General features: G+C 70.2%; 13 protein-coding genes, 1 other RNA gene and 1 pseudogene. 8 read left to right on the forward strand and 7 right to left on the reverse strand.

Annotation, left to right across the window (positions count from 1 at the left end):
- Positions 1-139 precede the first annotated feature (139 nt).
- On the forward strand, positions 140-709 hold the full coding sequence (locus ABZ370_RS12485) for a Uma2 family endonuclease (protein WP_358619487.1): 570 nt from the start codon (positions 140-142) through the stop codon (positions 707-709).
- A gap of 40 nt (positions 710-749) precedes the next feature.
- Positions 750-1,154, forward strand: an RNA gene (gene rnpB / locus ABZ370_RS12490) — RNase P RNA component class A.
- Positions 1,155-1,288: 134 nt separating this feature from the next.
- Here the strand turns inward: rnpB and ABZ370_RS12495 are convergent.
- A pseudogene (locus tag ABZ370_RS12495) lies at positions 1,289-1,417 on the reverse strand (RimJ/RimL family protein N-acetyltransferase); the annotation flags it as partial.
- Here ABZ370_RS12495 and ABZ370_RS12500 point away from each other — a divergent pair.
- Positions 1,395-1,703, forward strand: coding sequence for a TetR family transcriptional regulator C-terminal domain-containing protein (locus tag ABZ370_RS12500; protein WP_358619488.1), 309 nt, complete (start codon positions 1,395-1,397; stop codon positions 1,701-1,703). The pseudogene ABZ370_RS12495 and the gene ABZ370_RS12500 overlap by 23 nt on opposite strands.
- Positions 1,704-1,725: 22 nt before the next feature.
- Here ABZ370_RS12500 and ABZ370_RS12505 read toward each other — a convergent pair whose 3' ends face one another.
- The 6 genes from ABZ370_RS12505 to ABZ370_RS12530 all read right to left on the reverse strand — a co-directional run bounded on the left by ABZ370_RS12505 (position 1,726) and on the right by ABZ370_RS12530 (position 7,187).
- The gene (locus ABZ370_RS12505; RefSeq protein WP_358619490.1) at positions 1,726-2,319 is read right to left on the reverse strand and encodes a hypothetical protein; all 594 of its coding nucleotides are present in this window, start codon (positions 2,317-2,319) and stop codon (positions 1,726-1,728) included.
- Between the two features lie 14 nt (positions 2,320-2,333).
- On the reverse strand, positions 2,334-4,682 hold the full coding sequence (locus ABZ370_RS12510) for a hypothetical protein (protein WP_358619492.1): 2,349 nt from the start codon (positions 4,680-4,682) through the stop codon (positions 2,334-2,336).
- Positions 4,683-4,693: 11 nt separating this feature from the next.
- Positions 4,694-5,224 carry a type VII secretion target gene (locus ABZ370_RS12515; RefSeq protein WP_358619493.1) on the reverse strand — a complete coding sequence of 177 codons (531 nt, stop codon included), beginning with the start codon at positions 5,222-5,224 and terminating at the stop codon, positions 4,694-4,696.
- A gap of 107 nt (positions 5,225-5,331) precedes the next feature.
- Entirely contained in the window at positions 5,332-5,547 is a 216-nt protein-coding gene (locus tag ABZ370_RS12520) for a hypothetical protein (RefSeq protein WP_358619495.1), read from the reverse strand.
- Positions 5,504-5,818 carry a hypothetical protein gene (locus ABZ370_RS12525; protein WP_358619497.1) on the reverse strand — a complete coding sequence of 105 codons (315 nt, stop codon included), beginning with the start codon at positions 5,816-5,818 and terminating at the stop codon, positions 5,504-5,506. The genes ABZ370_RS12520 and ABZ370_RS12525 overlap by 44 nt, the downstream gene beginning before the upstream one ends.
- 106 nt (positions 5,819-5,924) lie before the next feature.
- Positions 5,925-7,187, reverse strand: a complete 1,263-nt coding sequence (locus tag ABZ370_RS12530; protein WP_358619498.1) for an MFS transporter — start codon at positions 7,185-7,187, stop codon at positions 5,925-5,927.
- Between the two features lie 73 nt (positions 7,188-7,260).
- Here ABZ370_RS12530 and ABZ370_RS12535 point away from each other — a divergent pair, with 73 nt between their 5' ends.
- From ABZ370_RS12535 to ABZ370_RS12555, 5 genes are all read left to right on the forward strand, one after another.
- Positions 7,261-8,163 (forward strand): LysR family transcriptional regulator, encoded by a 903-nt coding sequence (locus tag ABZ370_RS12535; RefSeq protein ID WP_358619499.1) that lies wholly within the window; start codon positions 7,261-7,263, stop codon positions 8,161-8,163.
- A 132-nt stretch (positions 8,164-8,295) separates the two neighbouring features.
- Positions 8,296-9,588, forward strand: coding sequence for an ABC transporter substrate-binding protein (locus ABZ370_RS12540; protein ID WP_358619500.1), 1,293 nt, complete (start codon positions 8,296-8,298; stop codon positions 9,586-9,588).
- A gap of 63 nt (positions 9,589-9,651) precedes the next feature.
- Positions 9,652-10,584, forward strand: a complete 933-nt coding sequence (locus ABZ370_RS12545) for a sugar ABC transporter permease (protein ID WP_358619501.1) — start codon at positions 9,652-9,654, stop codon at positions 10,582-10,584.
- 28 nt (positions 10,585-10,612) lie between these two features.
- On the forward strand, positions 10,613-11,440 hold the full coding sequence (locus ABZ370_RS12550; RefSeq protein ID WP_358619502.1) for a carbohydrate ABC transporter permease: 828 nt from the start codon (positions 10,613-10,615) through the stop codon (positions 11,438-11,440).
- 5 nt (positions 11,441-11,445) lie between these two features.
- On the forward strand, positions 11,446-12,492 hold the full coding sequence (locus ABZ370_RS12555; RefSeq protein WP_358619503.1) for a LacI family DNA-binding transcriptional regulator: 1,047 nt from the start codon (positions 11,446-11,448) through the stop codon (positions 12,490-12,492).
- Positions 12,493-12,566: the final 74 nt, after the last annotated feature.

Below are 12,566 nucleotides of genomic sequence, written 5' to 3' on the forward strand. Positions count from 1 at the left end.
TGCCCAGCCGTCGAAGCAGTGTCCCGGGCCGGGGTGGGCGGTGTCGAGAGAGCCGTTGCCGCGACGGGCCGATGCCACGATCGAGTGAGGAAGATCCTTTCCGCGAGGTACCGACTCGCTCCGTCCCTAGGCTGGTGGAATGGTGTGCGAACTGCCCTCCCACGCGGAAGTGGTGCTTGAGGGTTTCCTGGCCCTGGAGACACCGGAAGGCTTCCGGGCCGAGCTGATCGAGGACGAGATCGTGATCACTCCGCCTCCCGACGGAGACCACGAGGACCACCTCTGCCTCATCGTGACTGAAGTGATCAGGAAGTCCGTCACGGACATGGACTTCTCCGGGAACAAGGGCCTCAAGGTCCCGCGCGGGGACTTGCGTGTGAGCAACCACGTGATCCCGGACTCCACCTTCGTCCCCACCGAGCTGCGGCTCTTCCGGGGTGCCGAGCCGTGGATGCCGTGCGACGGCGTGTCCATGGTCGTCGAGGTCACCTCGACCAAGCCGGACCGGGACCGCAAGGCCAAGCGCCACTGCTACGCGCGCGGTGACATCCCCCTCTACCTCCTCGTCGACCGGGACAACAGCGACGTGACGCTCTTCAGCGACCCGGAGAACGGCGACTACCGCCAGCACGTCACGGTCCCCTTCGGCAAGCAGCTCGACCTGCCCGCTCCCTTCTCCTTCTCGCTGGAGACGACGGACTTCGTCTGAGCCGCCCCACCCGGACCGGTACCATGGTCACCACGGCGGACGAGCCGGCCGGGCGGTCGCGTCGGGGTCCTTCGGGGTCCCGCCGAGGAACGTCCGGGCTCCACACGGCAGGGTGGTGGCTAACGGCCACCCGGGGTGACCCGCGGGACAGTGCCACAGAAAACAGACCGCCGGGGCCGCAAGGCACCCGGTAAGGGTGAAACGGTGGTGTAAGAGACCACCAGTGCCCAGGGCGACCTGGGCAGCTAGGTAAACCCCACCCGGAGCAAGGTCAAGAGGAGCCACCGCAAGGCGGCTCTGCGCGGATGATCGAGGGCTGCCCGCCCGAGTCCGCGGGTAGACCGCACGAGGCCGGTGGCAACGCCGGCCCTAGATGGATGGCCGCCTCCCCGCGGGCCGTAAGGCCCACGGGAGACAGAACCCGGCGTACAGGCCGACTCGTCCGCCGCTCTCGCTCCCCACCTGGTCAAACCGGGCGGGGAGCGCTTCCGTTTCACCCCCGAGGGAGCTGTGAGGGGAGTTCCAGCGGGGAGCCGCACATCCGGCCCTCATGCCGCCCGCGCGGGCACGTCCGCGCGGTCATCGACCCAGGGGCCGCCATTCGGGAGCGCGGATCGCCCGGAGCTGCTTGTCGCAGCGCACGCCCTGGTACGGCCATGCCTCGCGTCGCACACCCTCCAGCGTCATGCTGAGCCGCTCGGCCACCGACAGCAACCGGATCTGGGTCTCCTCCTGGGACGCCGCGCTCTCCGGCCCCGACCTGAGCACCGGCTACGCCCGCAAGTACAGCCAAAGCCGCGACAGGCTGAGCGAGCGGGTGGCCGCGGCCCAGGAGCTCGGCGAACTGCCGCCCCGCGACCCCACGCACATCGCGGCCGGGGCCCAGTCCTTCATCCTCGGCCTGGTGGTCCAGGCGCTGTTCGACCCGGCGGCGTTCCCGCCACGGCGGCAAGTCGAGCTCCTGGACGACTACCTGGCCTCCCTGGCCGCGTAACGCGCGTAACGCCCCGGAGTGTTCAGTCGGGCACCGGGGAGCCGGCCGCGCACGCCAGGTCGCGGCCGGTTTCGGCGGCCTGCTCGGCCATGCGCACCAGGTCCTCGCGCAGGCCCCCGTACTGCTCCCGCCACGCCTGCGCCTTGACGTACACGCTGGTGGCGTCGCCGTCACCCGTGTTCTTGGTGCAGGGGACGGAGAGGCCGGCGGCGTCTTGGGAGGACCAGCTCTGTTCGTAGCCGGGGATGCCCTTGGTCTTGCCGTGTCCCGGGCCCGTGCCCGCCCGGCGGGGCTTGTGTGCCGAGTTGTGCTGCTCGATGTCGACCCGCAGCACCTCCTTGCCGTCCACGGTGATGCCGCAATGGGCGTTGACCGCGAGTTTCGCGTACGTCGTCCTCTGTTCGCCGCCCGCGTTGTGGGATGCGGGGACGACCCTGTCCAGCAGCGACGAGGGCACCCGCCGCAGGGCCGTCGGACAGGTGTCTGTCAGCACTTCGGAGAACTTCTTCGGGGCCTTGCTGTCCCCGCCTCCGAAGAGGAAGCCACCCACCGCCCCCGCCGCGACCAGGGCCACGGCGAGGACGGTGAGCAGGGTGATGCGGAGCGGACGGTTCATGTGTGTGCGTCCCATTAGCGTTCTGTGGCCATTTGTTTTACCTGCTCGATGGAGGTGAGGAAGGGCGCCGTGGACCCGACCCTGGAGTATCCCTCGCTGAAACCCTGGTCGGAGTACAGCTCTGCCCAGCTGTTCGACAGCTTGAGGCCGTGTTCCTTCTCGATGGCCTTCAGTATCGCCTCGTTCTGCCGCACATCACGCCCGGCCATCTCGTCGTAGACCGCACCCGCCTTGTCCGCCGCCGGGGCGGACTTGTTGATGTCCCAGCTCCCGGCGTCCGCGTCGCTGAGGGCGGCGCCCTCAGCCCCGATGATCAGGCTCGCGGCGACCGCGGCTCCGATGGGATGCGCGGTGAAGGGCTGCAGCATGCTGGCGCCCGTCGCCACGCTGCCGAAGGCGGTGTTGCCCCACATGCGGTTGCTGAGCGTGGCGCTGTCGTAATCCTTCTCCTCCTTCACCGCCGGGCCGATGATGCCCTCCTGGGCGCCGGAGGCCAGCGTGCCCGCGGTCTCTCCCGATGCCTTGAGGACCTCGTTCACGATGTCCCGCGGGGGTGCGTTGTACTTCTGGTCCGCGGGGACGTCCCCGCCCAGGTGATGGTCGAGCACCTCGGCGGTGTAGAGCTTCTGCCCGGCGGTGATCGCCGCATTCGCGTCGGGGTCCTGCCCCAGCTGCACGAGGAATTTCGTCACGTCGCGGTGTTCCACATCGGCCTGTGACCCGGACATGGGGAACAGCTTGTCGTCCTCCCCGCCTTCCTTCATGGCGCGGAAGAAGTCCGGTACGTACTCGGACGCGGCGTTCCCCAGGCCCTGTTGCATGCCCAAGGCCAACGGGATGTCCGCTTTCCCGCCCTCTTCGATCGTCCCCGTGCCCTTGATGAGCTTGGACATGAGCTCCGCCTGGTCCTTGGTGTGCTCCGCCGGGACATTCGCCGGTGCGTCCCAGTCGTGACCGGTGGTCGCGGAGCCCAGCGCGTGGCCGAGGGCCACCCGGGAACCGAGGGGCACCTTGTCACCGAGGTCGACGCCACCGCTGTCCGACAGCCACTGGCGCTCACGGAGTACGTGGTCGAAGTGCTCCTTGTCCTTGAAGAAGTCCGTTGACGCGTCGCCGTTGTGGCCCAGCGCCTCGAAGTATCCGGTGAAGGGGTCCTCGCCCTTGTCGTTCTTCCCGCCGAAGTTGAGGAAGTCCGGCGGCTGCTGGCCGTGGGCGGACCATTTCCGCTGCGTTTGATCGTCCTCGCGTCCGCCGGGCCCGTCGAAGGGCTTCTTGTCCGCCTCGACGAGCTTGTCGCCGTACTCGTTCAGGAACTGCCTGTCCCAGTCCCCGGTGCGCATCAGATTGCTCATCACCTGGAAGCCGTACGGCGGTTCGGCGGCGTAGGTCCCGTGCTCACCCGGCAGGCGCTTGTAGCCGAGGGCGATCACGTCCTTTTTCCACTTCGTCATCTCCGGCGAGTCGGAGCGGCTGGCGAGGCCCAGGGTGTTGCCCAGGTTGTCCTGGAGCGCCGCGAGCTGCTTCGTCACTCCGTCCGGGCGCTTCTTGGCCTCGCCCGATGGGCCGTCCTCATACTCCGGCTTGGCCGACTGGTACCAGAAGTCCAGGACCCACTTCGCGCCCTTGCGGGAGGCGAACTGCTCGGCGAAGTCGGAATTCCGGCCGTTCTTGGCGAGGAGGCCGTTGAACTGGGACAGGAGCTTGGGGTCCTTCTTGAAGTCCTCCGCGCTCGCCAGCTTCATGAGGGTGTCGACGTCCTTCTTGGTCTCGGCGTCGACGTCCTTGAGGTGTCCCGCGATGTTGTCGTTGAAGCCCTTGCCCGGTGGGTCGATCTGGAGGGCCGTCTTCAGGTCGTGGTCCGCGTCGCTCGCGCTGCGGATCGCCTCACGAATCCTGTTGTTGTAGTGGACGATCGACTCGTGGTACGCCTTCTGAAGGCCTGCGGTGTCCTTCACATCGGCCGGCGGGTCGAGATAGACGACGCCGTCCTCCTTGTTGACCTTCAGATAGACCTTGCCGTCGCCCTCCTCCGGCGGAGTGCTCACCGCGGTCTCGACGTCCTGCAGGACCTTCTTCGCGGACTCGAATGCCTTGAGCGCCTCGGCCATGACAGTGCCGATCTTCTCGGCCTGGCCGGAGGCCTCGGACATCTGGTGCCGGACACTGCGGAACTTCGTGAACGCCGCCTCCGCCGCCTCGCCGAACCAGCCGGACTGCTCCAGCGGGGACGAGACGGTGCGGCCGAACGTCGTGGAGACGGTGTCGATCTTGCCCGGGAGGTCCTTCCATTTCTTCACCGCCTGCTGGAGCGGTTCGAGGTTGACCTCGCGCACCGCGGTGTAGGTGAGATCAGGAGTGGTCATCGGTGCGCTCCCTAGGACTTCGGGTCGGTGCTGGGCGGGGGCGTCGGCACATAGGGGCCGTACAGGGGCTTGTCGGCGCCCAGCCCGCTGCCGTCCTGCGGCATGTACGGCACGTACGGCCCGTACAGCGGCGGGTCCAGCCGCTGTATGTCCTGTTTGACCCGGACGTCCTCCGCCTTGAAGGTCGTGGCGGCGGCGCGGAGTGCCTTGGCGGTCCCGGTGAAGAGGCCGTCCAGGTACTTCATCTGCGCACGCCAGTCCTTCTGGAAGTCCTGGAACGCCTCGTCGCTCGCGAAGCCCTTCATGGAGCCGGGCACCTGCTCGGTCTCCCGCATCGTCTCGTTGTCCGTCTTCGCGAAGTCCTCGCTCACCTTCTCGGCGCGACCCGCGTAGGAGCGCAGCACGTGTGGCGTCACATGGATGCCTTTTCCGCCACCCTGTGCGCCACCACCACCGCCGCCCGCACTGTTGATCTGCGTGGAAGTGCTCTGCTGGGCGCGCGCGTCGTTGATCAGGCCCGCCCATTCTTCTTCGAAAGACACAATTTCCCCCGTATCTCCGGTACACATCAATGCGCTGTTGATGAACGTACAAGAGAACTGCTGGAGGCGTCTTCCGCATGTTCGGCAGTCGGACCGGTGGCGGGCCGTCAGCTCGCGGCCGCGTCCAGGAGCCTTGTCGCGGCGGCCTCCACGCGTTCGCCGTCGTCGGTGACGAGGAGGTCCTGGCACAGGCCGCGCAGGCCCGAGACCACAAGGGTGGCCCGCGCCTCGGCCTCGTCCGGCGGGAAGCCCGTCCGCTCGAAGGCGGCCGCGATCGGGCTACCACCGCGTCCGCGCCGAACTCGGCCGCCCCCGCCGCCCATTCCTCCGCTCGAGTTCGGTCAGCCACTCCTCGTCGGGGAGTTCTTCGCCGAAGAGCTCCAGCGCATCGTAGACGGAGGTCGCCACACCGATGAGGCCGAAGGATGCGCCGTCTTCGTCTTCGTCTTCGCCTTCCTCGTCTTCGTCTTCGTCCTCATCTTTGTCGTCCTCATCGTCCGTTTCCTCGTGGTGCGGGCCGGGGCCGGGGCGCCGAAGAACTTCGCGAGGTCCGCCGTCATCGAAGCTCATTTCGTCGAAGTCGTACTGCACCACCGCGTGGATCCATGGCCGGAATCCTCACAGGCGGGTGCGACACTCCGGCATTTCACGTGGTGGTCGAGCACGGGGCGCTGCCGCTCGCGCTCGGCGGGTTCTCCGCTCAACGCCGCTGGAGGACCTGGCGATCGATGTCCGAGGTGGCCGTGGGGCGCGTCCCGGTACGACGCCGCGCGCCGACCCGGAACGTGGCCGCCAGGGCGAGCGCGGTCAGGGCGACTCCGGCCCAACTGAGCCAGGTCACCGCCGTGGTGAGCGGCATCCAGGTGGTCAGCACCCCGACGGCGATCGCGGGCGCCCCGGAGCCCCAGTAGAACAGCACATACAGGGCGGCCCCGATCCCCGCGCGCTGCCCGGCCGGGGTGCCCGCGTCGACCGCTCGCACGGCGCCGCTGTAGGCGAGCCCGTGCCCGATACCGGCGAGGACCGCGGAGCCGAGCGTGGCGGGGAGCGAGGTGGCGCCGGTGGACGCGAGGAGCAACAGGCTCCCTGCGAGGGCGGCGAGGCCACATCGCTGGGCGGCGTACGCGGTGTGGCGCGCGCCGGCGAGCTGGGCCAGCAGCGACCAGACCAGGACGCTGCCCAGCACTCCGCCGGTCAGGGCCGGGTGGCCGCCGTGCGGGGTCTGGGCGAGCAGCGTCGGCAGGAGGGCGAGGTAGATGCCGACGACGGCCCAGGCGAGGAACCCGCCCAGCCCCGCGACGAGGAAGAGCGTGCGGAGGGCCGGTGGGATGTGCGGGCGGGCGGGGCGCCACCGCGGCCGCACCCGTGCCCCGCCGGTGGCGATCGGCGCGGGCACGGTCCGGCGCAGTCGGTGCCACACCCAGGCCAGCAGGGCCAGATGCAGCACATAGGGGGTGGTCAGCGGGCCGGGGACGTACTGGGCGAGGATGCCCGAGGCCACCGGCCCCAGGGCGGTGCCCGCCGCGAAGGCGAGGCCCGCGAGCAGCGGTCCGGCGACGCGGGCCGTGGGGCTGCGGTGCCGGGTGATGAGCGCCTGGGCCGCTCCGGTCGCGGCGCCCAGGGCCAGCGCCTGGCCGACCCGGCCGGTGAAGAGCCAGCCGGGGCCGTCGGCGAGGAGGAAGCAGCCCGAGCCGGCCGCGGCGAGCAGCACGCTCAGGCGCAGCACCGGCCGGTCTCCGACGAGGTCCGCCGCGGGTCCGCACAGCAGTAGCGCCGGTCCGCTGACCAGCGCGAACGTCGCGAAGAGCAGGGTCATGACCAGGTCGTCGTAGCCGAACAGACGCTGGTAGTCGGGGTAGAGCGGGCTGGGGAGATAGGCGCCCGCCGTCAGTATCACCACAAGGAGTACGGCGGTCCGTACCGCCCGCTCCGGAACCATCCTGTCCGCCCGTTGATCAGTCACATCAGCCAGTCTGGGACCGAGCCAACGCGAAGAAAATCAAACGGTTCTTGGCCTTACCGTGCAAACTATTTGCATGATTGACTCTCGGCTCCGGATTCTCCAGATGGTCGCCGAGCACGGCACGGTGACCGCCGCGGCACAGGCGCTGCACTACACGCCCTCCGCCGTCTCCTACCAACTGCGCCAGCTCACCGCCGAGGTCGGAACGGACCTGGTGGTGCAGCAAGGCCGCGGCATCCGCCTGACGAACGCGGCCCGCATCGTGCTGCGCCACGCGGAGCGCCTCCAGGAACAGTGGGAACGCGCCCGGGCCGAACTCGCCGCCGCGGGCACCGAACCCACCGGGCAGATCACCCTGTGCGGGTTCTCCACCGCCGCCAGCCGTCTGCTGCCCCCCGCCGCGGCCGAGCTGCGCGACGCCCACCCCCACCTCACGGTGCGGATCATCGAGGCCGAACCCGACCGCTGCTTCGACCTGCTGCTGTCGGAAGAGGCCGACCTCGCGCTGCTCGTCGTCACCGCCGACTCCCCGCCCATGACCGACCGGCGCTTCGACCAGCGGCCGCTGCTGGACGACCCGCTGGACCTGGTCGTCCCCCGGGACCACCCGCTGACCCGGCGGCAGCGGGTCACGCTGGCCGACGCCGCGCGCGAACCGTGGATCGTGGGCAACCCGGGCACGACGTACCACCAGTTGGTGCTCGCCGCCTGCATGAGCGCGGGCTTCACGCCCCACATCGCGCACCACGCGGACGAGTGGGGCACCGGAACCGCCCTGGTCGCCCACGGGTTCGGCGTCATCCTCGTACCGCGCCTGGCGCAGCTGAGCGAGGAGGCGCTGGCGCGTATCCCGCTGCACGGCGAACCCGCCCCGGCCCGCCGCATCATGGCCGTCACCCGCCTCGGGGCCCGGGAGATACCCGTCCTCACCCACGCCGTCGAGACGATCACCGCGGCCGCCACGCGAGCCCTGTGAGCCGCCACGCGAGCCCTGTAAAAGGGCCCCGCGAGGGCTTGACCGGTGCCGGACCGGACCTTACTGTCCTCCCACCCTCCCCGGTATATCGATTAACCAATCCGTTAACCGCCCTGGTTGGAGACATCACTTGTGCGCCCACCCCTGAGTCGGCGCGGCCTTCTCGCCGCCGGGTCCGGACTTGCCGCCGCGACCGTCCTGCCCGCCCTGTCCGGCTGCTCCGCGCTGGCCGCCGAGGACTCCGATCCCCATACGCTCGTGGTCCACAGCCAGCTGGGCACCACCGCGCCCGGCTCCCCGACCTATCTGGCCGCCCTGCGGCGCTTCCGCGCGGAGAACCCCGGTTTGAAGGTCAAGAACCTCGTCAACGGGGACGATCTCGCCCAGGTCTACGAGACCTCGCGGCTGGCCCGCAAAGAGCCGGACGTGGTCATGGTCAACCTGTACGACAAGACCCTGGCCTGGACGGATGTGGGCGCCACGGTCGACGTCAAGGGCTATCTGGACGACTGGGGGCTGCGGGAGCGCGTCCTGCCGGTGGCGCTGACGTCCTGGACCGACGGGAAGGGGCGGCTGCGGGCCTTCCCGTACTTCGCCACCAACTGGCCGATCGCCTACAACACCGCGTTGCTGGAGCGGGCCGGTGTGGACGGGATACCCCGGACCGGTGACGCGCTCATCGGCGCCGCGCGCAAGCTGCGCGCCAAAGGCATCGGCCCGGTGACCGTCGGGGGCAACGACTGGACCGGGCAGAAGCTGCTGGCGCAGATCATCCAGACCTTCCTGACCGAGGACGAGGCCAAGCACGTCTTCGCCACCGGGGACTTCGGCGCGAGCCGGGGCGCGCGGCAGGGGATCGACTACTTCGTGGAGCTGCGCGACGCCGGGGTTTTCGTGGACAAGGCGCAGGGGCTCACCTCGGACTCGATGACCACCCAGTTCAACACCGGTTCCGCGGCCATCGAATCCGCGATGTCCTCGGCGCTGGCCGAGGTGCCGGAGAAGGTGGCGCGCCGGACCGAGGTGGGCGGCTGGCCGCTCGCGCCGGGAGCGGCCCACGACAAGCCCACGATCCTGCGCACGTACACGCTGATCGGCTTCTGGATCAGCCCGAACGGCACGAAGAAGATCGAGGCCGTCGAGAAGTTCGTGCGGTTCATGTACCGGCCCGACACCGTGTCGCGGTTCATCAGGGAGAGCGGCCGGGACATGGCCCTGCGGACCGACACGCTGAGCACCGGCTTCCCGCTGGTGGCCGCGGCGCAGCGGCTCGGCGGCCGGGTCGGCCAGGCGCTGCTGCCGGACGTGTACGTCCCGCCCGCCGCGACCCAGCCGCTCATCACCGCGACCAGCACGTCCTTCACCCGCGGGACCGGCGCCGCGAAGGTGCGCGCCGCCCTCGAAGCCGCGTACCGCGGTGTGTGAGGCCGCGGTGCGTGAGGTGCCCCGTATGAGACGACCTTCACCCGAGCCCACGGGAGTCACCCCATGACGACGCTGACGCCCACCCGGGGCGGGACCGCTTCCCGGCGCCCGGTCCCGTCCCCGTCCGCACCGCGCCGGGTGCGCGAGGGCGGCACGATCCTCGCCGTGCCCGCCCTGGTCTGGTATCTGGTCTTCATGGTCGGCCCGCTGGCCGCCATCTTTGTCGTCGCCGCCCTGCACTGGCCGGGGATGCTGCAGCCGGTCACGTTCGCCGGGCTCGGCAACGTCCGTACCGTCCTCGACGACCCGGTGTTCTGGGAGGCGGTGCGCAACACGGCCGTGCAGCTGGCCGTGGCGCTGCCGGTGATGATCGGGTGCGCGTACATGCTGGGCTACTACGTGGCGCAGCGGCCGCCGGGGCACCGGGTCGTCCGGTATCTGCTGTTCGTCCCGGGGCTGATCTCGACCCCCGCCAAGGCGATGGTGTTCTACGCCGCGCTCTCCCCGGACGGCCTGGTCAACGGGGCGCTCACGGCGGTGGGCCTGGGATCGCTGACCGACGCGTGGCTCGCCTCGCCGTCGACGGCGCTGGGCGCTCTGATCGCCCTGGACCTGTGGAGCGGCATCGGCTTCACGGCCGTCCTGTTCGCCGCTCGGCTCTCCAGCGTGCCGGACGAGGTCGGCGAGGCCGCGCAGTTGGACGGGGCCGGGCACTGGCGGACCATGTGGCGCGTCCACTTCCCGGTGATCCGCGACTACGTGGGCGTGGTGACGATGCTCCAGTTCCTGTGGACCCTCTTCGGCTCCGCCCAGCACGTCCTGCTGCTCACCCAGGGCGGGCCCGGCGCCTCGTCCACGACGCTCTCCTTTCTCGTCTACCAGAAGGCGTTCATCGCGGCCGACCTCGGCTACAGCCAGACCGTTGGGGTGTTCCTCTTCCTGACCGGGCTCGTGGGGCTCCTGCTCATCCGCCGCTCGTTCCGCCAGACCTACTGACCGGACTCACTGATCGGAGCCGCTCACCATGAAGCTCGGCAAGTCCTGGCTGCCCGCTCATGTCCTGGTGTGGACCTATGTGGTGCTGCTGGTCGTCCCGCTCTACTACTTCCTCTCCTCCGCCTTCAAGACCAACGAGGAGATCTTCGCCAGTCCCTTCGCGCCGCCCTCGTCCCTGGACCCGGGCAACTTCTCCACCGCCTTCCACCGCGCCGATCTGGGGCTCGCGGTCGTCAACTCGGGCCTGGTGACGGGGTTTTCGCTGGTCCTCACGCTGGCGCTGGCCATCCCCGCGGCGTTCGCGCTGGCCCGGTCCACGGGGCGGCTGGCCTCGGCGCTGGAGAAGGTGTTCTCGCTCGGCTTCCTCGTCCCCACCTTCGCCGCGCTCTTCCCGACGTTCCTGCTGGCCGCGGCGACCGGTCTGTTCCACACGCGCACCTTCATGGTGCTGTTCCTGCCCGCCACCGCGATGCCGCTGTCGGTGGTGATCCTGGTGCAGTTCATGCGGACCGTGCCGGGGGAGATGGAGGAGGCCGCCCGTATCGACGGCGCCTCCACCTTCGCCGTGCTGCGCCACGTCTATATGCCGATGTGCCTGCCGGGGATCGCGACCGTGCTGCTGCTGAACTTCCTGACCTTCTGGAACGAGTACCTGTACTCGCTCGTCATCATCGGCCCGGACCCCGCCCAGCGCACCGTCCAGGTGGCGCTGCCCACCCTCAAGGCGATCACGGGAACGGATTACGGTGTGCTGACCGCGGGGACGATCCTCACCCTCGTACCGGTGTGGGTCGTCTACACGGTGCTGCAGAAGCGCATGCAGCGGGCGCTCATCAGCGGGGCGGTGAAGATGTGAGAACGGTGCCGGCACAACCCATCCGGAGCGGGCGTGCCCGGCCGACGATCAAGGCCGTCGCCGCCGTCGCGGGGGTGTCCACGGCCGCGGTCTCCCAGGCCTTCAACAACAAGGGACGGCTCTCCGAAGCCACCCGGCGCCGCATCCTGGACGCCGCCGTGGACCTCGGCTGGTCGCCGAGCGCCCCGGCCGCCGCGCTGCGCAGCGCCCGCACCCGTACCCTCGCCCTCGTCGTACGCCGCCCCACCGACGTCCTGGGCGCCGACCCGCACTTCAGCGAGCTGATCACCGGCATCGAGGGCGAGTTGGCGCCGCGCGGATACGGGCTGCTCCTCCACCTGGTCACCGATGTCCACGAGGAGAGCGCGCTGTACGAACGCCTGGCGGCGGAGGGCCGCGTCGACGGTGCCGTCCTCACCGACGCGCGGACCGACGATCCCCGCCCCGCGCTGCTGACCCGGCTCGGCCTGCCAGCGGTCATGCTCGGCGCGCCCGACCCCGACGCGGCCGTGCCCGGCGTCGGGCTGGGACACCAGGGCGCGGGGGTGGGCGAGGTGGTCGGCCATCTGCTGGAGCTGGGCCACCGGCGCCTCGCCTATGTGGCGGGACCGGCCGAACTCCAGCACACCCGGCTGCGCCGCCGCCGCTTCGAGGAGGGGCTGCGCGCCGCGGGGCACCGTCCCTTCGCCGTCCTGCACACGGACTTCTCCGAAGGGGCGGCCATCGCCGCCACCGAGGCGCTGCTCGACGCCGCGGACCCGCCCACGGCGATCGTCTACGCCAACGACTCCATGGCCGTGTGCGGCATCGGCGCCGCCCAGCGCACCGGGCTGCGGGTCCCGGCCGACCTGTCCGTCGTCGGCTACGACAACCTGCCGATCGGCCGCTGGCTGCACCCGCGTCTGACCACCGTCGACCAGCAGGTGCGGCAGGTCGGCGCGGCCGCCGCGCGGCTGCTCCTGGCCCGCTGCGGCGAGGACGCGGGGGACGCCCGGCTCGACGGCCGGCCCCGTCTCGTCGCCCGCGAATCCACTGGCCCCGCGCCCCGCTGATCCGTCACCTCGCTGATCCACCACGTCCGCGCCCACGTCCGTACGACTCGTACAACCGAACGCGACAGATAGAG

It is taken from the genome of Streptomyces sp. NPDC005962, from assembly GCF_040629205.1.
Classification (GTDB): domain Bacteria; phylum Actinomycetota; class Actinomycetes; order Streptomycetales; family Streptomycetaceae; genus Streptomyces.